This is a genomic window from Enterobacter sp. SCRI0065 (assembly GCF_059766475.1).
In genome coordinates, this window is sequence record NZ_JCBAJB010000008.1 from 134,913 (window position 1) to 156,713 (window position 21,801).

A 21,801-nucleotide genomic window follows, 5' to 3' on the forward strand; every position below is an offset into this window, starting at 1 on the left:
GGGCATGATACTGAATGTGGGTTCAGTCTGCCAACAGTTTGGTGATTAATGCGTCATGTCGCTGCTTCTGGCGGCTCATACGCAGACGTTCGGCGCGAATAATGGTTTTAAGATCGCCAAGAGCGGTATCAAAATCATCATTCACAATAAGGTAGTCATATTCAGCGTAATGGCTCATTTCTGCAACTGCCTGGGCCATACGTTTTGCGATAACATCTTCGCTATCCTGGCCACGGCCACGAAGGCGGCGATCCAGTTCTTCTTTTGACGGCGGTAAAATAAAAATACTGCGTGCCTGTGGCATCCTGGTGCGAATTTGCTGCGCACCCTGCCAGTCGATATCCAGGAACACATTTACGCCGGTTGCCAGAATCTGCTCAATGGTTTCGCGCGAAGTCCCGTAATAGTTACCGAATACTTCGGCGTGTTCAAGAAACGCCTCGTTGCCAATCATCGTTCTGAATTCGTCGTGATTGACAAAGAAATAGTGTTCACCGTGCACTTCACCCGGGCGCGGCTGGCGCGTGGTGTGAGAAATAGAAACCTGCGTATCGTACAACGGTTGGGTTTTTAACAGCGCCTGAATCAGGCTGGATTTACCCGCCCCACTTGGGGCAGAAACAATATAAAGCGTACCTTGAGCCATGAGAGTCTTTTGTATGTGTTAGCGATGAAGTCCTACATACGGGCTTATTATACACGTAGCCGCTCCGTGACGTAGCCTTTGTCACACTTTTTCCATCGGATTGTGGTTTTTTGCGCACCGATTTCCGGATTTACTCTCTGTTTGCTGCAACACATAACAAAAACCTGAAAATGCCTCGAACATCCCTTTTTTGCGGGTGGCTGGCAACATGCAGGCGGGTTATATCTCTGCAAAACAGGGAGATAACACGATGTTGAAATGGGCAAGTTTGGTGCTGATGTTGTGGTGTAGTGATGGCGTGGCGGTCTGTCCTGTCTGGTCGCCTATGAAAGCGCAGCAGGAAATTGCAGGACTTAGCGCGCAGATTTCCCGCTGGAATGACGCTTACTGGCAGGAGGGCAAAAGCGAGGTGAGCGATGCAGTTTATGATCAGCTCAATGAGCACCTAAAACAGTGGCAACGGTGCTTTGGCGATGAGCCATCAGAGGATATCCCCGCGGCGTCGGGTTCGGTAAAACACCCATTTGCTCATACCGGCGTGCGTAAAATGGCCTCCAAAAGTGAGCTTAGTCAGTGGATGGCGGTCCATCGAGACCTCTGGGTTCAACCTAAAGTTGATGGTGTTGCAGTGACGCTTGTTTATCGAAAGGGGCAGCTTGTACAGGCTATTAGCCGTGGCGATGGTGCGAAAGGCGAGGATTGGACTGCAAGGGTTCGAGCTGTGCCATCAATCCCCTTAACCTTGCAGGGCACGCTTGCCGACAGCGTTTTGCAAGGTGAACTATTTTTACTGCGCGGGGGACATATCCAGCAGCAGATGGGCGGCATGAATGCCAGAGCAAAGGTGGCTGGGGCCATGATGCGTCAGAATGATAAGTCCACCCTCGATAATTTAGGCCTCTTTATCTGGGCATGGCCGGATGGCCCACCAACGATGCAGCAGCGGTTAAAGAAGCTTACGGACGCAGGCTTTGCTTTGACCGCGCGCTATACAAGGGCAGTCCATTCTGTGGATGAGGTTGAGCAAGCAAAAGCGGAATGGCTGAAATCCCCCTTGCCGTTTGTGACTGACGGTATTGTCGTGCGATCTGCCAACGAACCTGCTGGAGAGCGCTGGTTACCGGGCGATGGAAATTGGGTCGTGGCCTGGAAGTACTCGCCCGTCGCGCAAGTGGCTGAGGTGAAGGCTATTCAATTTGCCGTTGGCCGAACGGGAAAGATTGCCGTTGTCGCAACGCTTGAGCCATTACAGCTTGATGACAAACGTGTTCAGCGCGTGAATCTTGGATCGGTTGCGCGGTGGCAATCACTTGATATTGCACCAGGGGATCAGATATTGGTCAGCCTTGCTGGTCAGGGGATCCCGCGTGTGGACAAGGTGGTTTGGCGAGGAATAGATCGGCATAAACCGAGCCCACCCTCTTCTCAATTTCATTCGCTGACCTGCTTCTATGCTTCTCCCGATTGCCAGGAACAATTTTTTGCGCGCCTGACGTGGTTAAGTTCAAAGCAAGGGCTTGATATTGCGGGCCTAGGGGAGTCTGGATGGAAGGTGCTTGATCAGACCCATCATTTTGAACATATCTTTTCCTGGCTTTCGTTAACACTAGAGCAGATGCAATCCACGCCAGGACTCACGGCCTCGCGGGGACTTAAGTTGTGGCATAGTTTCAATCATGTGCGTGAGCAACCCTTTATTCGCTGGATAGCAGCGATGGGGGGCCCGACAACGACTTTGAAAACGACGGGAGATCATTCGTGGCAGTCAGTGCGTCAACGTAATGAAGCCGACTGGCAGAAATTACCAGGCGTGGGCCATGAAAAAGCGAAGCAAATCGTTGGCTGGTTCAATCATCCGCAGGTAGAGGCGCTGGCTGCATGGCTTGCCGACCAGCGAATAATAGGATTTTAAACTCAGTGGGCGTTGTGTTTGTAATGGAACACGGGCAGTCCCAGCTTTAGGCGCAGGGCAAGCATACGGGCCGTAAAACCAAACATCAGCGTAGAGATAACGACGACATCGTGATTAGAAACATAATGTTGCAGCGCGATATAAAGTACCGCTGCCGCAAATGAGACTCCGGCGTACAGCTCTTTCTGAAATACCAAGGGAATGCGTTTGCAGAACATGTCGCGTAACACGCCGCCAAAAACGCCGGTAACGACAGCTGCAATCGTGGCGATGATTGGGCCTTCCCCCATATCTAGCGCGATCTGCGCGCCAATAATGGAAAAGACGACCAGCCCTAATGCGTCAAGTACAAGGAATAAGCGACGCAGATGGGGCATGACGGGGGCGAATATAGTCGTCAATACCGCGGCTGTCGCTACGATAATGATGTACTCAGGATTTTTGACCCAGCCTAGCGGGTAATGGCCGAGGAGGATGTCGCGTACTGAACCGCCTCCCAACGCCGTAGCGGTTGCGATAATAATGACGCCAAAGGTATCCATTCGTCGACGTCCAGCCGCTAATGCGCCGGTCATGGCTTCGGCCGTAATACCGATTATATAAAGAATGTGTAAGAGCATATTCCCCCCAAAGAAACGGCGGAAGGGTAGCTTTTAGCAAGGGAAAACTCGACTGAGATTTTCTAAGGAGAAAGGATTTGGCTTAGAAATATTTAGGCAAAAACCGAGTTTGATGCTTGTGTGACCACACTACGCAGGCAATTTAATGTGCGCAATGCATGAAAAAAAATAATGGGTGATTCATGAGAATCACCCTTATGCTTACTCAATATTTTGAATCTGCTCGCGCATTTGCTCGATAAGAACTTTCAGCTCGATGGCAGAGTTCGTCACTTCGGCATTGATAGATTTAGAGGCCAGCGTGTTCGACTCACGGTTGAACTCTTGCATCATGAAATCAAGGCGGCGACCGACAGCTTCTTTTTTCTTCAGAATGTTATACGTTTCTTTAACGTGAGCTTCCAGACGATCCAGCTCTTCAGCAACGTCAACACGCTGCGCCATCAGCACCAGCTCTTGCTCAAGGCGGGTATTTTCCAGCTGCACTTCGGCATCTTCTAGCTTGGCGACCAGACGGTCACGCTGCCATTGCAGAACTTCCGGCATATGCGCACGAACTTTCAGTACTTCTGTGCTAACGCCTTCGAGACGTTGTTCAATCATCGCTTTTAGCGCCTGACCTTCGGTTTCGCGAGCCACGATAAAGTCGTCCAGAGCGCCATCAAGCGCGCCGAGGACTTCGGTGGTAATTGCATCCAGATCCTGCTCGCCCGCAGCCATGACGCCTGGCCAGCGCAGAATATCAACCGGGTTGATTTCACCTTCGTCGCTCTGCATCTTGACCCAGTTCGCCGCATTAACCAGCTGTTTTGCCAGTTTTTCGTTGAGGATAAGCTCCCCTTGCGCGCTCGCGTCCGGCTCGAAACGCAGGTTACATTCTACTTTACCGCGGGTCAGACGAGCGCGGATGCGCTCACGAACAACCGGCTCAAGGCTGCGAAACTACTCCGGCATACGGAAATAAGTTTCCAGATAGCGCTGGTTTACCGAGCGCAATTCCCAGGTGGCGCTGCCCCAGCTACCCTTGATTTCACGCCGGGCGTAGGCGGTCATACTGCGGATCATAGACGTTCCCGTTTTTAGAGGAGAGATGGGGGGATTATAGCTATCGGGGCTTTCACAGGATAGGAATAAGCGCGTTTAATCCGTATAATGCGCAGCCACGTTCGTTTCAAGCCGGAGATAACATCATGCGTCCATCAGGCCGTAGCGCTAATCAGGTGCGCCCCGTCACCCTGACCCGTAACTATACAAAACACGCTGAAGGTTCCGTGCTTGTTGCATTTGGTGACACCAAAGTGCTGTGCACCGCCTCGATTGAAGAAGGTGTTCCACGCTTTCTGAAAGGTCAGGGCCAGGGCTGGATCACTGCCGAATACGGTATGCTTCCACGTGCAACGCACACGCGTAACGCGCGTGAAGCCGCAAAGGGTAAGCAGGGTGGCCGTACCATGGAAATTCAGCGTCTGATCGCGCGTGCGCTGCGCGCTGCCGTTGACCTGAAGGTTCTTGGCGAATTCACCATTACGCTGGATTGCGACGTGATACAGGCCGATGGTGGTACACGTACGGCTTCCATTACCGGTGCATGTGTGGCGTTGGCCGATGCGCTGAACAAGCTGATTGCCGCCGGTAAGTTAAAGAAGAATCCAATGAAAGGCATGGTTGCCGCCGTCTCCGTCGGAATTGTTAACGGCGAAGCGCTTTGCGATCTGGAGTACGTTGAAGACTCCGCAGCGGAAACCGACATGAACGTGGTGATGACCGAAGACGGTCGCATCATTGAAGTGCAGGGTACGGCAGAAGGCGAGCCGTTCACTCATGAAGAACTTCTCACCCTGTTGGCGCTAGCCCGAGGGGGTATCGAATCCATTGTCACGACGCAGAAAGCGGCGTTAGAAAATTGATTGAGGGGCGACGTTGTCGCCCTTTTTTTTGTCCGTAGAACAGTCTGTAGGAGCGAATCCATGAAACCATATCAGCGCCAGTTTATTGAGTTTGCGCTTAACAAGCAGGTTCTCAAGTTTGGCGAATTTACGCTGAAATCTGGGCGTAAAAGCCCCTATTTCTTCAACGCCGGCCTGTTTAATACCGGACGCGATCTGGCTCTGTTAGGTCGTTTCTACGCCGAAGCGCTGGTGGATTCCGCCATTGATTTCGACCTGCTGTTTGGCCCCGCATATAAGGGCATCCCGATTGCCACTACCACAGCCGTAGCGCTGGCAGAGCATCACGATCGCGACGTTCCGTATTGCTTCAATCGTAAAGAAGCCAAAACCCACGGTGAAGGTGGAAATCTGGTGGGAAGCGTGCTGGAAGGCCGTATCATGCTGGTGGATGATGTGATTACTGCGGGTACTGCCATTCGTGAGTCGATGGAAATTATCCAGGCTAACGGTGCAACTCTGGCTGGCGTGTTGATTTCTCTCGACCGCCAGGAGCGTGGCCGCGGCGAAATTTCTGCCATTCAGGAAGTAGAGCGCGATTACGGCTGTAAGGTGATTTCTATCATTACGCTGAAAGACCTGATTGCCTATCTGGAAGAGAAGCCTGAGATGGCTGAGCACCTGGTCTCTGTGCGTGCGTATCGGGAAGCATTTGGCGTGTAAAAAATTCGCCCGGTCACTGTTCTACTGACCGGGCGAGTACTCGATTACTGCAGCTGTGCGGCGACGAGCGGCCAGCGGATGTCGAAATCATCCGTTGGGCGATATTTGAATTCACTGCGTACAAAGCGGGAGAGCATACCTTCACAGAACGCTAAAAGCTGCCCTGCCAAAAGATTTTCATCTGTCACGTAGCCTTCGCCTTCACGCATTTTCTTTTCACGTAAAACCTGACGCAGCTGGGCTTCAATGCGTTCGAAAAGCTGATTAATCCGCCCCTGAAGTTTGTCCTGTTCAAACATCAGTGCGTGTCCCGTCATGATTCGCGTCAAGCCTGGATTGCGTTCCCCAAAGCCCAAAATCAACAATACGATCAGACGTAAACGCGCGGTGGTGTCTTTTTCATCTTTCAGAATCAGATTGATGCGCGTGATCAGACTGTCTTCGATAAACTCGATCAGGCTATCAAACATCCGCGTTTTGCTGGGAAAGTGACGATACAGAGCCGCTTCCGACACGCCCACAGAGGCGGCCAGTTTTGCGGTGGTGATGCGTTGACTGCCGTCACTGGATTCAAGCATCAGAGCCAGAGATTGAAGTATTTCTTCGCGACGATTCCGTTTCGCTATTTGTTTTTCTGCCATGTTACAAAATACCCCTGAAAATAAGCGCCTGTCAGGCTGGCATCCACACAGCGACCGCAAACTGCTGTTTGCGGTATGTTATTGCGTTATTACGCTGTGAGATACTTTTGTCGGGCTTATTTACGCCCGGAATGGCCGAAGCCGCCTTCGCCACGGTCGGTGGCATCAAAATCTTCCACCAGGTTAAATTCAGCCTGTACCACAGGCACAAACACCATCTGCGCGATGCGCTCGCCTGGCTCGATGGTGAAGCTGTCCTGACCACGGTTCCAGACGGACACCATGAGTTGGCCCTGGTAATCAGAGTCGATGAGACCCACCAGGTTACCCAGTACGATACCATGCTTATGACCGAGGCCAGAGCGAGGCAGGATTATCGCCGCCAGTGACGGATCGGCAATATGAATCGCCAGCCCAGTCGGCAGCAGCGTGGTTGCGCCCGGAGCCAGTTCTACGGCGTCATCAAGGCAAGCGCGCAGGTCAAGGCCCGCAGAGCCAGAGGTGGCATAGGTTGGCAGCGGAAATTGCTGACCAACACGCGGGTCCAGAATCTTAACGTCGATTTTTTTCATCATAACGGGTAACGATCTCGTCCAGTAATTGTTGGCCCAGGAGTTCCTTACGCTGTAGCGGTAAGACTTTATCTCCATCCTGCCAGAAAAGGTGCAGTGCGTTGCTGTCGCTGTTAAATCCCTGCGTTGCCAGCGATACGTCGTTCGCGCAAATCAAATCCAGGTTTTTGCGGATACGCTTTTGCCGAGCGTATTCTTCCACATTATTTGTTTCGGCGGCAAACCCAACAACGTAAGGGCGATGGACTTTCAGTGCGGCAACGCCAGCGACGATGTCAGGGTTTTTCACCATTTTTATCGTTAATTCATCGCCTTGCTTTTTAATCTTCGCTTCTGAAATAGTTTGTGCGCGATAATCCGCCACCGCTGCGCAGCCGATAAAAATGTGCTGTTTATGCGCTTGATTCTGTACCGCCGCTTCCATTTCCAGGGCCGTCGTGACGTCAATGCGCTGCACGAAGGATGGCGTTGACAACGCAACCGGACCGCTCACCAGCGTGACGTTGGCACCCCGTTTCGCGGCAGCGGCGGCAATAGCGAAGCCCATCTTGCCGGAGCTTTGGTTGGTGATATAGCGCACCGGATCCAGCGGCTCGCGCGTTGGACCCGCCGTAATCATGATGTTGAGATGTTGCAGATCGTTGACAGGCGAAAAATGGGCAGCAGCCATCTCCACAATAGCCAGCGGGTCGAGCATTCGACCTGGGCCGATATCTCCACATGCCTGACTTCCGCTATCCGGGCCCCAAATCAACAGGCCACGAGACGCCAGGGTATCGAGATTATGCTGGGTCGCTGCGTTGCGGTACATCTGCTGATTCATCGCAGGGACTACGGCAACTGGCGCAGGCGTTGCCAGACAAATTGTCGAGACCAGATCGTTCGCCATTCCGGCAGCAACGCGGGCAATTAAATCTGCGGTCGCGGGGGCAAGAATGACCAGGTCGGCCCATTTTCCGAGCTCAATATGCCCCATTGCGGCTTCGGCGGCTGGATCGAGCAGGCTATCCGACACCGGATATCCAGAAACGGCTTGTAGGCTCAAGGGGGTAATGAAGGCTTTACCGCCTTCAGTTATCGCCACCCGGACATCTGCGCCGCGTTCGCGTAAACGTCGCACCAGGTCTGGTGCTTTATACGCAGCGATACCGCCGCTCACGCCGAGAACGATTTTTTTACCGGCCAGGCTCATCATGATTCTTTCCTGTTGGGTTTCACCAGAGGTGCCCATTTTATCACAATCCGAAAAGCGGCGTGATTTTGTGCGTAAGGGACTTTGCGAGGCGTTACGCAAGAACGAAAAGTGAGCGTCGAATGGCGCGTTCTCCTGTGGCAGCATGGCGGCAAACCTAAGGAGAACGAGAATGGATAGCGATTTACCCATGTTGCCACGGGAAAAATTGTTGAATGATGGCGTTGCTTCTCTCACTGATTCTGAGCTGTTGGCACTTTTTTTACGTACCGGTATCCCAGGGAAAAACGTGTTTGTGTTGTCGCACGAGCTATTGAATCATTTTGGCTCGCTTCATGGTTTGCTGACCGCCGAACTGGCGGCATTCAGGGATGTTGAAGGGATAGGCGTGGCTAAATTTGCCCAGTTGAGGGGCATTGCGGAGCTGGCTCGACGCTTTTACAGCGTGCGTATGATGGAAGACGACCCGTTGTTAAGTCCTGAAATTACGCGGGATTTTTTGCAAAGCCAGTTGGCCGATGCCGAGCGCGAGATCTTCATGGTGATCTTTCTCGATAATAAAAATCGGGTAATAAAACACTGTCGCCTGTTTTCGGGTACATTGAGCCACGTTGAGGTTCATCCGCGAGAAATTGTGCGAGAAGCGATAAAAGTGAATGCAGCCGCCGTGATCCTCGCGCATAATCACCCCTCTGGTTGTGCTGAACCGAGCAAGGCCGACAGAGAGATTACCAATCGTATCGTCAAATGCTGTCAATTCATGGATATCCGTGTGCTTGACCATTTAATTATAGGTCGCGGAGAGTACGTTTCTTTTGCAGAACATGGTTGGATTTAAACCAATTCACGCGATCCATCGGGATCTTTGTCTGTTCGGGACTTGAGCACATCGCTGAGTCAGCGTATACTACGCCACCTTTGAGAATCTCGGGTTTGGCAATTGGGCCTGGCAATCGAGTGTTCACATTGAACTGCGATGACCGGGCTGTAAAGCCTGACGAGGCGCCGATACCCCATACGAAGCTCGAGCTAATTTGATTTTTGGAGAATAGACATGTCCCGAGTCTGCCAAGTTACTGGCAAGCGTCCGGTGACCGGTAACAACCGTTCCCACGCACTGAACGCGACTAAACGCCGTTTCCTGCCGAACCTGCACTCTCACCGTTTTTGGGTTGAGAGCGAGAAGCGTTTTGTCACCCTGCGTGTATCTGCTAAAGGTATGCGTGTTATTGATAAGAAAGGCATCGATACAGTTCTTTCCGAACTGCGTGCCCGTGGCGAAAAGTACTAAGTACTTAAAGAGGAAATAAATCATGGCTAAAGGTATTCGTGAGAAAATCAAGCTGGTTTCTTCTGCTGGTACTGGTCACTTCTATACCACCACGAAGAACAAGCGTACTAAACCGGAAAAACTGGAACTGAAAAAGTTCGATCCAGTTGTCCGTCAGCACGTACTGTACAAAGAAGCTAAAATCAAATAATTTTAGTGCTCTTTGAAGAAAAACCCCGCAATCGCGGGGTTTTTTGCATTCTGTGTATCTCAATGGAGGAAACATGCCTGAATTACCTGAGGTAGAGACCAGCCGCCGCGGTATCGAACCGCATCTGGTGGGCGCGACCATTCTGCATGCAGTTGTGCGTAACGGTCGGCTTCGTTGGCCCGTTTCCGATGAGATCCACGCGCTGAGCGACAAGCCCGTGCTTAGCGTGCAGCGTCGCGCCAAATATCTGCTGCTGGAGTTGCCTGACGGTTGGATAATCATCCACCTTGGGATGTCCGGTAGCCTGCGTATCCTTTCAGAAGAGCTTCCTGCGGCCAAACACGATCACGTGGATTTGGTGATGAGTAACGGCAAGGTGCTGCGCTACACCGATCCTCGTCGCTTTGGCGCATGGTTATGGACCAAAGAGCTTGAAGGTCATAACGTGCTGGCACATCTTGGGCCAGAACCGCTGAGCGAGGCGTTTAACGCCGATTATCTGAAAGAGAAATGCGCGAAGAAGAAAACGCCGATAAAACCCTGGCTGATGGACAACAAGCTGGTTGTGGGCGTCGGGAATATCTACGCCAGCGAATCACTGTTCGCTGCGGGGATCCATCCCGATCGGCTAGCTTCATCGCTGTCAGCACAGGAGTGCGAGCTACTGGTAAATGTCATTAAAGCGGTTCTACAACGCTCGATTGAGCAGGGTGGCACGACGTTAAAGGATTTTCTGCAAAGTGACGGTAAGCCGGGTTATTTTGCGCAGGAACTGCAGGTGTATGGCCGTAAAGGTGAAGCGTGCCGGGTATGTGGGACGCCGATTGTGGCGACGAAGCATGCGCAGCGGGCGACGTTTTACTGCCGCCAGTGTCAAAAGTGAGTTATTTGAGCTTATCCATCAGTGCTTGATGAACGTGTGCGGGCAGAAAATGCGTCACATCCCCTGCATGGCGCGCGACTTCTTTCACCAGCGATGATGAAATAAACGACCACTCCTTTGATGGCATCAGGAAGACGCTTTCCAGTTCAGGCATCAAATGGCGGTTCATGTGCGCCAACTGCATTTCATATTCAAAATCGGCTACGGCGCGCAGCCCGCGAATCAGAATATTGGCCTGCTGCGTGCGTGCGAAGTTTGCCATCAGATCGCTAAAACCCATCACTTCAACGTTTGGCAGATGTGCTAACGCGGCGCTCGCCAGTGCGACACGCTCATCCAGACTGAACATCGGTTTCTTACCTGGACTGGCCGCAATAGCAAGAATCACCTTATCGAACATGCTGGCTGCACGCGTGGTGATATCAATATGGCCATTCGTGATCGGATCGAAGGTACCCGGATAAATCGCTTTTGTGCTCATGGCTCACGCTTTCTCTGAGTAGCCGCGGTTCAGCGCCCACAGCTCGGTGTATTTATTGAAAGTATACTGCGCATTCACAACGGCCAGTAACCAACCTTGTTTACCGTCTAACACCCCACCACGCAACAGCAGCGTTTTCAGGAACGCACCAAAGGTATGCGTGAAGATTCCCATTAGCGAGGCTTTCTTACCGCGCTGGTGGCGTTCCTGCGCCCATGCCGTGGCATAGTTGAGCTGTTTACGCTGGAAGCTGGCAAAATCCCGACAGGTCAGGTGCAGTAAATCACCTGGCAGGGCAATAACCTGGGCGTTTTTGCAGTCCAGTGATTCATGGACCAGATTACTGTTGTAGTGATAGCGTTCGCGTTCGTACAGGCGCATGACGCGGTCAGGATACCAGCCGCTGTGACGCATAAAGCGACCCAGGAAGTAGTTGCGGCGGGCGATGCTGTACACAGCACCCGGTTGCGGCGACGCGAGAACAGCCTGAAGAGATTGCTGAAGTTCGGGGGTTATCCGTTCGTCAGTATCGATCATCAGCACATAGTCGCCGGTGGCAAAAGATTGCGCGCGTTGGCGCTGAATACCATAGCCTTGCCAGTCCGTATCGATAACCACCTTCGCACCAGCTGCGCGCGCGACGTCGAGCGTGTTGTCCTCACTCCCTGAATCAAGAAGGACAATTTCGTCGGCCCAGGCAACCGAGGCCAGGCAGTCCGGAAGCAGATCGGCGGCGTTTTTGGCGATCATCACGACCGACAGACGCTTAGGCATTAATGGCTCCGCTGAGGCAGATAAGGTTGCATAAGTTGCAGCAGGCGGGTCAGTGCACCCTGATTCTGATGCAGAACTTCGACAGCGTGACGTCCGTACCACAGGCGGTAATCTTCGTCGGTAAGCAGCGTAGAGACTTCCTTCACGATGGAGTCTGTATCGGTCACGGTGATTAAACCGTCGGCTTGCTGCAATTTAGCGCAGATATCTTTGAAGTTGAACGTGTGTGGCCCCATCAGCACGGGAATAGCGTGCGCTGCGGGTTCTAATGGATTATGTCCGCCACGTTCAACCAGGCTGCCGCCCACGAAAGCGAGATCGGCAATTCCGTAAAGCAGCATCAGTTCGCCCATTGTGTCGCCAATCACCACCTGCGTGCTGCCCGATGGGATTTCACCAGTGCTACGCAAGGTGAAACTGAAGCCGCCTTTCTGCACCATGTCGCGAGCGTCTTTAAAGCGTTCAGGATGACGCGGCACCAGAATTAGCAAGAGATCCGGGAATTTCTCCAGCAGCTTGCGGTGCGCCTGCAGAATGATCTCTTCCTCGCCATCATGAGTACTTGTGGCAATCCACACCTGACGGCGCGGTGCCCACTGACGACGCAGGGTGAGGGCCCGGGCCGCAAGCTCAGGGGTGACGGAAATATCAAACTTCAGGCTACCGGTTACCGCGAGTTGATTGCGTTTCAGGCCAAGCGAAATAAAGCGGGCAGCATCTTCTTCGTTTTGTGCGGCAATCAGCGTAATTTTCGACAGCAGTCGGTGCATAAATTTACCCAGCTTGCCGTAACCTTTTGCGGAACGTTCAGACAGGCGCGCATTGGCGACAACCAGCGGAATTTTCCGGGCATGCAGAGCGGAAATCATATTTGGCCAAAGTTCGGTTTCCATCACAATCACCAGCTTCGGGCGCACGGTGTTGAGGAAGCGATTCATGGCGCAGGGCAGATCGTAGGGCAGATAGACGTGATGCACGTCTTTACCAAAGGCCGACATCGCACGCTCAGAACCCGTTGGGGTCATGGTGGTGACGGTAATGGGCAAATACGGATAACGGTGGCGCAGCGCGCGAACCAGCGGAATGGCCGCCAGGGTCTCACCCACTGATACGGAATGGAGTAAAATACCGTCTGGCGCAACTTTGTTGCGACAGTAACCATAGCGTTCAGCCCAGCGTCTTCGATACGCAGGCGCTTTACGGCTACGAAGCAGTAGTCGCAGCCACACCAGTGGCTGAATGATGTAAAGCAGAGCGGTATACAACAATTCCAAGCGATTATCCGTTTTTCAGTTTCGGCGGGCAAATTCTAAGCATTTAGGCTTCGTAAAGCTATCTCTTATGCCAGATACCTCTTCAAACGGAAGTAGCGGCGTCCCAGTCTCCAGCGCAGTCTGGGCGTTTTCGCGTTTTTCCAGATGAGCTTCCAGATACCTGTTTCGAAAAATTCTCGAATAATCATCGACTTTTTCTGCGCGTCTTTCATGTTATCGAAGGTGTGAATGATTCCGAGCCCTTCCTTCGCTATTTGCCAGTGACAGGCCGGGATTTGTTTAACTTGATCCGGATAGCGTTGGTTAATGGCTTCCAGCATCTGCAATATTTTCATGTAATGACGGGCCGAACGGATCAGCGTGTCGTCATTGTCGGGCATGTGAGATACCGATGCAGAATGGATGTAATAATCGTAAAAGCGTTCGCTGGTGTACTGCACGCGATGTGCTGCGAGCAGAACTTCCGTGGTCCACGGAATATCCTGATGACGCAGGCCAGGTTCGAAGCGAAATCCATTTTGACGAATAAAATCGTGGCGATAAATGTTTAGCCAGGTCACGTGCAGGAATTTGCGTGAATCCAACGCTTTTTTAAGCCATGCCGGGCCGGTCATGACCTCCGTCGACGGTAGCGCATCTTCCGGGAAGATAGGGCGCGACGGTTTTTTATCATTTTCCCAGACGTAGTTTCCGTTACAGGTAGCGACATCCAGATTTTGCGTCACGGCCATATCAAGCAGACGCTGATACATACCGGGTTTAAAGACATCATCAATGTCGGGGAAGGAGAGGTACTGTCCAGTGGCCACGGCCAGCCCTGAATTACGCGCAACAGAGACGCCTTGGTTTTCCTGATCAATCACCTGCATTTGTGGCAGCTGTTCACGCCACTTTTCTACGATCTGCATTGAGCCATCGGTAGAGCCATCGTTGACGATAATGACTTCCATACTATCGATGTTTTGGCTGACGAGGCAGGTAAAGAACTGTTCCAGGAAGGCTTCGCCGTTATAAACAGCCACAACCACGCTTAATAAGGGCGCTGAATTTTGCATAAGAAACCTGATTATTATTGATTGTCTACCAGCGCAACGTACTGCTGGCATATCGCGTTAATACCAAACGAAGAGATCGTTGCACTATCAACGATCGGCGGATGGGCATAAATATCTGCCAGCGTGGCTGCCAGAGACTCGTCATTCATTTCTGAAAGACCGCGCGCGAGGTCACCTGTGAGAATTTCAGACGGGCCGCCAGGGCAGTTCGTACTGACGGGCGGCGTCTGGCAAATAATGGACTCGACAAGCACATTACCAAAACCTTCGCAGTCTGAGCTTAACACCAGCAGGCGCGCACCTTTAATCCACGGGTAAGGATTGGCTTCGAACGGGCGGACAATAATTTTGTTTTCGATACCCAATTCGGCGGCCAGCTGTTTTAACTGCTGGATACGGTCATCGGTGCCGTTGCCCATCATAACCAGCGGCGCGTCGATGTTGCTCAGCGCGTAGGCGCGAAGCAGGCGATCGTGCCTTTTATGCTCGTGGAAGCGGCCCACGTGGATGATGTAGTCTTTGCCCTGCATCTCGAAAGGAGCATCAGCCAGACGCTGGATTTCAGGGATATCAAAGGGATTATGAATGACCGTTTTGCGTCGAAGATTGATGGCTAACGTGTCTGAGAGATCCCGCAGAACGGCGGCAGAAACGGCGACCACGTTGCGATTTTCGTAAGTATGGCGAATTTTGTGATGCTTAAACCAACGCGATAGCCCGCTGCGATGGCGAAGATAGGAAAACGAGAACATGCCATGCACACAGAACCAGACCTTATCACGGCTTAGCGTGCGGCTATGCGCCACAATGCGGTCGGTTTTGTGTAAATGGGAAAACACGACGTCAAATTTCCCGCTGCGCTCGGCAAGCTTAACCGCGTGGTCCAGAAGCTGCGCCCGCCGGGGGATCTCCGTCAGCTTCCGCCATGGTTTTTTGCAGGTATCCTGAACGACCTGATAATCGATGCCCTCTGGAATAGCGTAGTCGCAGGCTCTTCGCAGAGAGAAAAGTGAGACCTGATGTCCCATTTCTATCAATCCGCTAGAGAGTGTCAGCACCGTTTTTTCGGCCCCGCCACCAGGTAAACCATCAATAATCATAAGGATGCGCATCATTAATCCAGTAATTTTTGATAAAGCGAAATAAGCTGACTTGATAGTTTTTCAGGGGTAGCGTCTTTGACGCGTTCGCGCGCCGCCATCCCCATATTGTTATTCTTTTCCAGAGAAGGGATAGCCGCAATGGCCTCCTTCAACCTGTTGATATCAAGTGCGTCACAGTAAAAACCATTCTGGCCCTGTGCAATAAATTCTGCTCCGCCGCAGCTTTCTGAAGTAATGACGGGCAAGCCGCAGGCCATCGCTTCAAGAATAACGTTTGGAAAGGGATCATACAGCGTTGGCAACAGTAAGCCATCGGATAGCTGGTAAAATGGCAGCGTCTCCTTTTGCATCCCCAGGAAGCGGATTTGCCCCTCGCAGCCCAATGACCGTGCGAGGCTGCGGTAACGTTGCTCTGCTTTATCCTGACCCACCACAATCAGCCATGCGTCTGTACCTGCAATGGCGTGAATGGCACTGGCTAACCCTTTTCGTTCGAATCCAGAACCTACAAAACAGAACACAACGGCATCGATTGGTACCCCCAGTTTTTGGCGAAGTGCAGCGCGTTGTTGCTCTTCTGCCGGAACGAAGCGGCTGGTATCAATTGAATTATAAATCACATGTATCTTTTTTGCGTCAATATCAAAGTCTTCCACGATCTCAGTTTTGATCATTTCCGCATTACAGATAACGGCTTTAAGCTCCGGAGCTTGGTACATCTCGCGCTCGGCGTTCATGACATAGCGGTGATAGCGGTCGTGCATCAGCATTTGCGCGCGCCAGCCGGAGAGAATGCGCGTGCGCTGCAGCAGCCAGCGTCGATGTACGCCATCACCCGCGCGATAAATGTCGCAGCCAGGAATGCGCTCGTGACTTTGGACGATATCAAATTGCTGCTGCTGCCAAAGCGCGCGCGCGGCGTTAGCAAAGCCGCGTTCACGGCTAATACGGCCCCATTTTTGCGGATCGCAAATGTGAATATTCCAGTCGTCCTGCTTCTCACCCTGCCATTCACGCGTAATGACGTTGAGCTCAAGATTTTGGTTGCTGAGCGCCGTGAGCGCTCGGGAGACAAAGCGTTCTGCTCCGCCATCGGGACGATATTTTTGGCGCACAATGGCCAGGCGATGGCGAGTCATTACAGATATCTCCTTGCGGCAGAGACCACATCTTCAACGGGTATCGTGTCGAGATAGCGTTCCTGGGTTTTTGTATCAATAGCATCAGGGTCGGGAAGCGGACCGTAATCGCCGGCCCAAATCACCTCTCCATTGACCTGCCATGGTGACCAGAACGTCAATTTTGAGGGGCCGAACAGGGCGATACACGGGGTTTGAAGCGCTGCTGCCATATGCATGGGAACGGAGTCTACACCTAAAAATAGGCGTGCATGATCGATAAGCGATGCCAGCTGGCGTAAGGTCAACTGACCTGCCAGCGATACGACGCCCGTTTGCGGCGAGGCGGCGAGAATACGATCGATCATCTCAAGCTCTTTTTTATCCGGGCCTGCCGTAAGCACAACCGTATGGCCATCCTGCTGAAGCGCCGTGATGGTTTGGGCCATCTTATTCTCGTCCCAGCATTTATAGAACCAGCGCGAGGTAGGCTGTATCACGATGTAGCTATCACCAACGCCTTTTTGCATCAATATTTGCTGCGCATGATGCCAGTCGTCCGCCGTGTAGCTCATGGTGACGGCAGGTTGTGGAGTGACGGGGAGCGGCGACAGGATAGAGAGGTTTTGCTCGACGGTATGCTGCGCATGGTGATTCGCCACCGAGACCAGTTGGCTATGACAAAAACGCCAGAAGGCATTATCACGCTTGTTGAACGCAAACCCGAGACGGACCGGCGCACCGGTGAATCGGGTAACGATGGCGCTGCGCCACTGATCGGCAAGATTAATCACGACCTGGTAGCGTTGTGCCCGCAGTGTGCGAAGAAGCTGCCACTCCTTTTGCAGATGTTTCAGCGTACCCAGTTGCTTCCATTTGCGATCGATACCATAGATTGTGCCAATAGCAGAATGCGCGCCGAGCATATCGCGCGTTTCTTCATAGAGGAGTACGTCAATCTGTGCGTCAGGCCATTTTTGACGCAAAGAGTCAATGACCGGCGTGGTAAGTAACATGTCGCCATGATGACGGAGTTTAATGAGTAAAATGCGTAATTTCGGCGTATTAAGAATGTTATTCATCATCATCTTATCGAAGGCAATCTATTCGCAATTCTAATAGACCTGATAGCGACTTGCACTCTTTCTGCATAATGTCCGTAATTTATCGGTAAGGGTTTACTCCTTATTGACGGAGTGCGTAACATAGCGACAACCTCACGTCTTGCGGACCCATTATGAAAAAACCAGCGTTTATCATCACGATCGATACAGAAGGCGATAATCTCTGGCAAAACCACCGTGAAATCAAAACGGAGAACGCCCGATATCTGGAGCGCTTTCAGGCTCTTTGTGAGCGTTTTGGCTTTAAGCCCGTTTGGTTAACCAACTATGAGATGGCAATCGAGCCTGTTTTTATTGCGTTCGCGAAAGAGGTGATAGCCCGTGGTCAGGGGGAGGTCGGCATGCACCTTCACGCCTGGAACAGCCCGCCGGAACATGATTTGACCGGCGACGACTGGCGCTGGCAGCCCTATTTGATTGAGTATTCTGACGAAGTGATGCGAGAGAAAGTGCTTTTCATGACGCGTTTACTTGAAGATACCTTCCAGACGAAAATGCTCAGCCATCGTGCAGGACGTTGGGCGTTTGATAGTCGCTACGCTAAGCTGCTTATCGAACTGGGTTACCAGGTGGACTGCTCCGTCACGCCGAGAGTTAACTGGCGCAATGCCAAAGGCGCACCTCAGGGTAACGGCGGCACGAATTATCAGCATTTTCCTGAGCAGGCTTATTTTCTTGATGTAACTGATATTTCGCGACCAGGCGACAGCCCCCTGCTCGAAGTCCCGATGAGCATTCAGTACAAACATCCCGGCTGGCTTAATGCGGTAAAACAGTGTTATGACCGCTTACGCGGCAAGTACCGTTCCCCCTCCGTGAACTGGCTGCGACCGTCCGGCGGCAATGCGGCTCAAATGATTCAGGTGGCGCAGCAGTCTTTGTCTCAGGGCAATGACTACGTGGAGTTTATGCTGCATTCGTCAGAATTTATGCCCGGTGGCAGCCCTACCTTTAAAGATGCAGAAGCGATTGAAGGGTTGTATCAGGATCTGGAGCAGCTGTTTGAATGGTTGTCAGATAAAACGGTTGGGATGACGCTGGCGGAATTTTACCAACAAAAAAAATAAAAATGCCCGCAGGCGGGCATTTTCACTGTTATTTATTTCTTTGTGAGAATGGCGTAGATAGCGCAAACAGAGTCATAAAGAAAATCAACGCTTCAGAACTTAATAAGATGACGTCTGTCAGGCCATACAGCAGTAGCAATAGCATTGTCGTTAACAGCAGCGCATTTTTTTTGCTGACCGCGTAATAGATCATCGACGCAAAGAAAAATAGCAGAACCGCAAGTCCGGGGATCCCCTGCAGCGAGTATTTTTCGATCATTTCATTGTGCAGATGTATGTTGATATAGCCGAGTGCAGCAGCGACCTGCGGATGACCTTCTTTTACGTAATTTCGTGACCACGTTTCCCTCTCTTCCATTGACTGGCCTAAAGGATGTGCAAGACCATTCTGAATGCCTATCGACCACATCGAAAAACGGGCGCCAAGCGAGGTTCTATCATTACCTTTTTGATAATCATCGATTTCGGTTTGCGTTTGCGCAATTTTAGGTGAAATCAGAGGCTTGTAGCTGACTATTACGATACCAGCAACAATAGCGAGGAAAATCATAGTGGACTTGAGATGAATTTTTCTGAACTGATAAAGCGTAAGTACAATTGCCAGTATCAGATAGAGCCCCATGGCTGCGCGCGTACCGGTCATCAGGATAAGAAGATAGGAGAGCAAAATGGTGAAGCCTGCAACGACGTATAATTTTACATTCTGCTGCAGGTAAAGGCTATAAACGAAGGCGAGTGAAAGCACCGAGTAAACATAGGCTGAAACGGTCGGACGGTTAATAGCCATCTCAACGCGGGTTATACCCTCGCTTGCCTGCCACAAACCGTACCCGGTTGCGAGAACAAAACCTGTTGCCGTGGCGTATAAAAAATATTTCTGGAAGTTCTCTTTTGTTATGTAGGTTTTAAATCGGTCGATATAAAACACTAATATGCTCGCCAGTATTATTTTTTTGCTTGAGCCTAAATAATCGCTGTAAGCATTAAGTCCTTCGGTATGATATTCATAGGCCATATACCAGGCAAGATTAAGCAACCCGATGAGCAAAATAGGAAGAGCAATGCTGAAGGGACGCCAAGTAATTTTTTTATATTCACAGATCAAGCCGATAATACTGGCATAAATGGCAATATAAAAGAACTCTCGTTGTTTTCCTGAGTTAACCAGTACCAAAGCGAGAGAGATAAAGCTTAAAACCAGCGTTAACTGATAGATGCGTAATTTTACTTTTTCCATATTGCCTCAATTACCCTTTTTTTATAGCTAAAACGAACACTGGTAGACAAGAAAAATGACCAGGAATAAAGTGTACTAACACGCTCTTTAACTAATTGTAATTGCTCTTTGGTAAGGCTTTTTTTATGGTTGCTATAGATATCAAACCAATGGCAATTGACAAGGTGGCTAAAGCGCGCAGGGAAGGATTTTTCCATACGCTGTGTGCATTCAACGAGTAGTGAAATTTTACTGGCATCAAGAATGCTCGACAAACTGCCACTGCGCTTAATGTAATAATAATGCCCTTGACGCTGATAGAATATTTTACTGGCTTGCATCAACATGGTAGGGAATACAGCAAAATCTTCGTAGCAGATCATCGATGGGATGGGATTGCTTTCGTAAAGACTGCGCAGAATAAATTGTCCGATAAGATGAGCCTGGAAATCTTTGTGCTGTAAGAAGCGAAATACGGCATCTTCACGTGATAATGGAAGAGGATTAAAACCGCCCCACTCAGGGTTGATTTTACGGACATCTCGGATTTCAAGCAGGCGCGTCAATAACATGTCGGGACGCTGCGCTTTCAGAAAGGTAATGGCATCACTAAGGCTATTAGGTTTGAGTAAATCGTCGCTGTCCAACATGGTGATGTACTCACCTGATGCCATTGCAACCGCGCTATTGCGAACCTGGCCGACGTTCCGGTAGTTGACGTTTTTGGCGATAGCGTTCGGTAATTTCATCAACCAACGCTCGATAATATCCTGAGTAGAATCATCTGAACCGTCGTTAAAAATAACAATTTCAATATCACTACGCGCTTCACCCATTGCTAATTGTAGACTTTCAAAGGTGGCATCCAGCGTGTGTGCTGCATTATGCGCGACAACAATGACACTTAGAAAAGCCATAAAAATTAATGTCCTTGGGTGTCAGAAACAGCAGTGAGTGTATTAAGTTTCGGTAGCTCAAGAATGAATTGTTGAAGTTTGTTTAAATCAGAATCAGTCACTGCGAAGAGCTCGTCACGCGCCTGAGAGAAATAGTACCGTGTCTCAAAAACATATGAACAAATATTCTGATCGTCACCCACCAACAGCACCTTGCCAAGTGGACGCTGCTCGTAGTGACAGCAGGGACCAAACAGCATCACGATAGGCACACCTACCGCGTCAGCGATATAAATATTTCCTGAATCCGAAGCAATATAGCAGTCCATTTTTGAGATCGCCCAGGGCACTTCTTCAAGCGAGAGTTTCCCGATCAAATTGACGAAGTTTGGAATCTCTCCGTAGGCGCGGGTAATGTCGTCCATCCACGACTGTTCGTTTGGCGCGCCAAAAACATAAAATTCGCAGGGCAATGGTGCCAGATGGTCAACAATGCGTTTCCAAATCACTGGAGGAACAGTCTTCGCTTTGTTGCCCGCCGACACGCTAATGCCAATACGAATAACCCCTGGCTTATCCAGTATCTCGGGATAGGCAGTCGGCTTAAACAGAGGGCGAGTGGCATGCTTTGGCGAATCTTGCCAGGAGAGCGAACGATCGGCCAACTGGAGATAGTTGGTCACCGACAGCGTTTTTTTACCGTGAGTCACAATGCCATCAGCCGTAGCGTAGAAAATCCCGTGATACCACCTGCGCGTATACGTGCTCAAAAACTGTTTATTTTTGGCGTTACACGTCGCAGCGAAAAACAGGTTAACGCTGTTTGGCTGCAAGAGGTATACGTTGTCGTAGCGATTCATGATCATGCAGGCAAAGCGCAGCTTTCGCCATAAGTTACGCTTGTGCTGCTCGATAAAAAAGATCTCGTTGATGGTGTCGTCATGCTTCGCCAGCGCGTTAACGCTGCGGCTGATCAGCACATCGCTTTTTTGCAGATATGCCAGGAGAGGCGTCGCATTGATAAAGTCACCGATTTTGGCTGTCTGGATAACCAGGTTTTTACCCGTATCCTTACGAAACAGCTTCCGGATGATTTTCACCGGAAAAAGTAAAATCAGCAGAAATACATAACTCATG

23 protein-coding genes and 1 pseudogene are annotated in these 21,801 nt (G+C 51.0%); 8 read left to right on the forward strand and 16 right to left on the reverse strand.

Going from position 1 to position 21,801, the window contains the following annotated elements; genetic code table 11:
- Positions 1-22 precede the first annotated feature (22 nt).
- Positions 23-646, reverse strand: a complete 624-nt coding sequence (gene gmk / locus AC6EMZ_RS18985) for a guanylate kinase (protein WP_498404315.1) — start codon at positions 644-646, stop codon at positions 23-25.
- A gap of 250 nt (positions 647-896) precedes the next feature.
- On the opposite strand from gmk, the gene ligB reads away from it, so the two are divergent.
- The gene (ligB, locus tag AC6EMZ_RS18990) at positions 897-2,558 is read left to right on the forward strand and encodes an NAD-dependent DNA ligase LigB (RefSeq protein ID WP_498404316.1); all 1,662 of its coding nucleotides are present in this window, start codon (positions 897-899) and stop codon (positions 2,556-2,558) included.
- 2 nt (positions 2,559-2,560) lie between these two features.
- On the opposite strand, the gene AC6EMZ_RS18995 is transcribed toward ligB, so the two are convergent.
- A complete protein-coding gene (locus AC6EMZ_RS18995) occupies positions 2,561-3,178 on the reverse strand; it encodes a trimeric intracellular cation channel family protein (protein ID WP_498404317.1) in 618 nt (205 codons plus the stop codon).
- 201 nt (positions 3,179-3,379) lie between these two features.
- Positions 3,380-4,243 (reverse strand): annotated as a pseudogene (locus tag AC6EMZ_RS19000) (YicC/YloC family endoribonuclease).
- Between the two features lie 125 nt (positions 4,244-4,368).
- On the opposite strand from AC6EMZ_RS19000, the gene rph reads away from it, so the two are divergent.
- Complete coding sequence (gene rph, locus AC6EMZ_RS19005) at positions 4,369-5,085, forward strand: ribonuclease PH (RefSeq protein ID WP_133632102.1); 717 nt, start codon at positions 4,369-4,371, stop codon at positions 5,083-5,085.
- A gap of 60 nt (positions 5,086-5,145) precedes the next feature.
- Positions 5,146-5,787: an orotate phosphoribosyltransferase gene (gene pyrE / locus AC6EMZ_RS19010; RefSeq protein WP_498404318.1), complete on the forward strand. Its 642-nt coding sequence runs from the start codon at positions 5,146-5,148 to the stop codon at positions 5,785-5,787.
- A 44-nt stretch (positions 5,788-5,831) separates the two neighbouring features.
- Here the strand turns inward: pyrE and slmA are convergent, their stop codons facing one another.
- From slmA to coaBC, 3 genes are all read right to left on the reverse strand, one after another.
- Positions 5,832-6,428 (reverse strand): nucleoid occlusion factor SlmA, encoded by a 597-nt coding sequence (gene slmA, locus AC6EMZ_RS19015; RefSeq protein ID WP_498404319.1) that lies wholly within the window; start codon positions 6,426-6,428, stop codon positions 5,832-5,834.
- 116 nt (positions 6,429-6,544) lie between these two features.
- Positions 6,545-7,003 (reverse strand): dUTP diphosphatase, encoded by a 459-nt coding sequence (dut, locus tag AC6EMZ_RS19020; protein ID WP_498404320.1) that lies wholly within the window; start codon positions 7,001-7,003, stop codon positions 6,545-6,547.
- Positions 6,981-8,192 carry a bifunctional phosphopantothenoylcysteine decarboxylase/phosphopantothenate--cysteine ligase CoaBC gene (coaBC, locus tag AC6EMZ_RS19025; protein ID WP_498404354.1) on the reverse strand — a complete coding sequence of 404 codons (1,212 nt, stop codon included), beginning with the start codon at positions 8,190-8,192 and terminating at the stop codon, positions 6,981-6,983. Before coaBC ends, dut begins: the two co-directional genes overlap by 23 nt.
- A 172-nt stretch (positions 8,193-8,364) precedes the next feature.
- Between coaBC and radC the strand changes: the two genes are divergently transcribed.
- From radC to mutM, 4 genes are all read left to right on the forward strand, one after another.
- Positions 8,365-9,030, forward strand: coding sequence for a RadC family protein (gene radC / locus AC6EMZ_RS19030; protein WP_498404321.1), 666 nt, complete (start codon positions 8,365-8,367; stop codon positions 9,028-9,030).
- A gap of 216 nt (positions 9,031-9,246) precedes the next feature.
- Complete coding sequence (gene rpmB, locus AC6EMZ_RS19035) at positions 9,247-9,483, forward strand: 50S ribosomal protein L28 (RefSeq protein WP_002436699.1); 237 nt, start codon at positions 9,247-9,249, stop codon at positions 9,481-9,483.
- Positions 9,484-9,505: 22 nt separating this feature from the next.
- Complete coding sequence (rpmG, locus tag AC6EMZ_RS19040) at positions 9,506-9,673, forward strand: 50S ribosomal protein L33 (RefSeq protein ID WP_003024094.1); 168 nt, start codon at positions 9,506-9,508, stop codon at positions 9,671-9,673.
- Positions 9,674-9,746: 73 nt separating this feature from the next.
- Positions 9,747-10,556, forward strand: a complete 810-nt coding sequence (mutM, locus tag AC6EMZ_RS19045) for a bifunctional DNA-formamidopyrimidine glycosylase/DNA-(apurinic or apyrimidinic site) lyase (RefSeq protein ID WP_498404322.1) — start codon at positions 9,747-9,749, stop codon at positions 10,554-10,556.
- Position 10,557: 1 nt separating this feature from the next.
- Here the strand turns inward: mutM and coaD are convergent, their stop codons facing one another.
- The 7 genes from coaD to rfaQ form a co-directional block, all read right to left on the reverse strand.
- Positions 10,558-11,037 (reverse strand): pantetheine-phosphate adenylyltransferase, encoded by a 480-nt coding sequence (gene coaD, locus AC6EMZ_RS19050; protein ID WP_498404323.1) that lies wholly within the window; start codon positions 11,035-11,037, stop codon positions 10,558-10,560.
- Positions 11,038-11,040: 3 nt separating this feature from the next.
- Positions 11,041-11,811: a glycosyltransferase family 2 protein gene (locus tag AC6EMZ_RS19055; RefSeq protein ID WP_498404324.1), complete on the reverse strand. Its 771-nt coding sequence runs from the start codon at positions 11,809-11,811 to the stop codon at positions 11,041-11,043.
- Complete coding sequence (waaA, locus tag AC6EMZ_RS19060; RefSeq protein WP_498404325.1) at positions 11,811-13,085, reverse strand: lipid IV(A) 3-deoxy-D-manno-octulosonic acid transferase; 1,275 nt, start codon at positions 13,083-13,085, stop codon at positions 11,811-11,813. The genes AC6EMZ_RS19055 and waaA overlap by 1 nt, the downstream gene beginning before the upstream one ends.
- A 65-nt stretch (positions 13,086-13,150) precedes the next feature.
- Entirely contained in the window at positions 13,151-14,140 is a 990-nt protein-coding gene (locus tag AC6EMZ_RS19065; RefSeq protein ID WP_498404326.1) for a glycosyltransferase, read from the reverse strand.
- 14 nt (positions 14,141-14,154) lie between these two features.
- Positions 14,155-15,252: a glycosyltransferase gene (locus AC6EMZ_RS19070; protein ID WP_498404355.1), complete on the reverse strand. Its 1,098-nt coding sequence runs from the start codon at positions 15,250-15,252 to the stop codon at positions 14,155-14,157.
- A 2-nt stretch (positions 15,253-15,254) separates the two neighbouring features.
- On the reverse strand, positions 15,255-16,382 hold the full coding sequence (locus AC6EMZ_RS19075; protein WP_498404327.1) for a glycosyltransferase family 4 protein: 1,128 nt from the start codon (positions 16,380-16,382) through the stop codon (positions 15,255-15,257).
- Positions 16,382-17,449 carry a putative lipopolysaccharide heptosyltransferase III gene (rfaQ, locus tag AC6EMZ_RS19080; RefSeq protein WP_498404328.1) on the reverse strand — a complete coding sequence of 356 codons (1,068 nt, stop codon included), beginning with the start codon at positions 17,447-17,449 and terminating at the stop codon, positions 16,382-16,384. The genes AC6EMZ_RS19075 and rfaQ overlap by 1 nt, the downstream gene beginning before the upstream one ends.
- A 149-nt stretch (positions 17,450-17,598) precedes the next feature.
- Here rfaQ and AC6EMZ_RS19085 point away from each other — a divergent pair, with 149 nt between their 5' ends.
- Entirely contained in the window at positions 17,599-18,552 is a 954-nt protein-coding gene (locus tag AC6EMZ_RS19085; protein WP_498404329.1) for a polysaccharide deacetylase family protein, read from the forward strand.
- 28 nt (positions 18,553-18,580) lie between these two features.
- Here AC6EMZ_RS19085 and AC6EMZ_RS19090 read toward each other — a convergent pair whose 3' ends face one another.
- Genes AC6EMZ_RS19090 through AC6EMZ_RS19100 form a run of 3 tightly spaced genes read right to left on the reverse strand, consistent with a single transcriptional unit; the run spans position 18,581 to position 21,800 of the window.
- Positions 18,581-19,789 carry an O-antigen ligase family protein gene (locus tag AC6EMZ_RS19090; RefSeq protein WP_498404330.1) on the reverse strand — a complete coding sequence of 403 codons (1,209 nt, stop codon included), beginning with the start codon at positions 19,787-19,789 and terminating at the stop codon, positions 18,581-18,583.
- On the reverse strand, positions 19,777-20,685 hold the full coding sequence (locus AC6EMZ_RS19095; protein WP_498404331.1) for a glycosyltransferase family 2 protein: 909 nt from the start codon (positions 20,683-20,685) through the stop codon (positions 19,777-19,779). The genes AC6EMZ_RS19090 and AC6EMZ_RS19095 overlap by 13 nt, the downstream gene beginning before the upstream one ends.
- 5 nt (positions 20,686-20,690) lie before the next feature.
- Positions 20,691-21,800 carry a glycosyltransferase family 9 protein gene (locus tag AC6EMZ_RS19100; RefSeq protein ID WP_498404332.1) on the reverse strand — a complete coding sequence of 370 codons (1,110 nt, stop codon included), beginning with the start codon at positions 21,798-21,800 and terminating at the stop codon, positions 20,691-20,693.
- Position 21,801: the final 1 nt, after the last annotated feature.

Excerpts from the sequence above, each read along its gene's own strand:
- gmk (WP_498404315.1), bottom strand. The coding sequence starts at position 646 with ATGGCTCAAGGTACGCTTTATATTGTTTCTGCCCCAAGTGGGGCGGGT.
- ligB (WP_498404316.1), top strand. The coding sequence starts at position 897 with ATGTTGAAATGGGCAAGTTTGGTGCTGATGTTGTGGTGTAGTGATGGC.
- AC6EMZ_RS18995 (WP_498404317.1), bottom strand. The coding sequence starts at position 3,178 with ATGCTCTTACACATTCTTTATATAATCGGTATTACGGCCGAAGCCATG.
- rph (WP_133632102.1), top strand. The coding sequence starts at position 4,369 with ATGCGTCCATCAGGCCGTAGCGCTAATCAGGTGCGCCCCGTCACCCTG.
- pyrE (WP_498404318.1), top strand. The coding sequence starts at position 5,146 with ATGAAACCATATCAGCGCCAGTTTATTGAGTTTGCGCTTAACAAGCAG.
- slmA (WP_498404319.1), bottom strand. The coding sequence starts at position 6,428 with ATGGCAGAAAAACAAATAGCGAAACGGAATCGTCGCGAAGAAATACTT.
- dut (WP_498404320.1), bottom strand. The coding sequence starts at position 7,003 with ATGATGAAAAAAATCGACGTTAAGATTCTGGACCCGCGTGTTGGTCAG.
- coaBC (WP_498404354.1), bottom strand. The coding sequence starts at position 8,192 with ATGAGCCTGGCCGGTAAAAAAATCGTTCTCGGCGTGAGCGGCGGTATC.
- radC (WP_498404321.1), top strand. The coding sequence starts at position 8,365 with ATGGATAGCGATTTACCCATGTTGCCACGGGAAAAATTGTTGAATGAT.
- rpmB (WP_002436699.1), top strand. The coding sequence starts at position 9,247 with ATGTCCCGAGTCTGCCAAGTTACTGGCAAGCGTCCGGTGACCGGTAAC.
- rpmG (WP_003024094.1), top strand. The coding sequence starts at position 9,506 with ATGGCTAAAGGTATTCGTGAGAAAATCAAGCTGGTTTCTTCTGCTGGT.
- mutM (WP_498404322.1), top strand. The coding sequence starts at position 9,747 with ATGCCTGAATTACCTGAGGTAGAGACCAGCCGCCGCGGTATCGAACCG.
- coaD (WP_498404323.1), bottom strand. The coding sequence starts at position 11,037 with ATGAGCACAAAAGCGATTTATCCGGGTACCTTCGATCCGATCACGAAT.
- AC6EMZ_RS19055 (WP_498404324.1), bottom strand. The coding sequence starts at position 11,811 with ATGCCTAAGCGTCTGTCGGTCGTGATGATCGCCAAAAACGCCGCCGAT.
- AC6EMZ_RS19065 (WP_498404326.1), bottom strand. The coding sequence starts at position 14,140 with ATGCAAAATTCAGCGCCCTTATTAAGCGTGGTTGTGGCTGTTTATAAC.
- AC6EMZ_RS19070 (WP_498404355.1), bottom strand. The coding sequence starts at position 15,252 with ATGCGCATCCTTATGATTATTGATGGTTTACCTGGTGGCGGGGCCGAA.
- AC6EMZ_RS19075 (WP_498404327.1), bottom strand. The coding sequence starts at position 16,382 with ATGACTCGCCATCGCCTGGCCATTGTGCGCCAAAAATATCGTCCCGAT.
- rfaQ (WP_498404328.1), bottom strand. The coding sequence starts at position 17,449 with ATGATGATGAATAACATTCTTAATACGCCGAAATTACGCATTTTACTC.
- AC6EMZ_RS19085 (WP_498404329.1), top strand. The coding sequence starts at position 17,599 with ATGAAAAAACCAGCGTTTATCATCACGATCGATACAGAAGGCGATAAT.
- AC6EMZ_RS19090 (WP_498404330.1), bottom strand. The coding sequence starts at position 19,789 with ATGGAAAAAGTAAAATTACGCATCTATCAGTTAACGCTGGTTTTAAGC.
- AC6EMZ_RS19095 (WP_498404331.1), bottom strand. The coding sequence starts at position 20,685 with ATGGCTTTTCTAAGTGTCATTGTTGTCGCGCATAATGCAGCACACACG.
- AC6EMZ_RS19100 (WP_498404332.1), bottom strand. The coding sequence starts at position 21,800 with ATGAGTTATGTATTTCTGCTGATTTTACTTTTTCCGGTGAAAATCATC.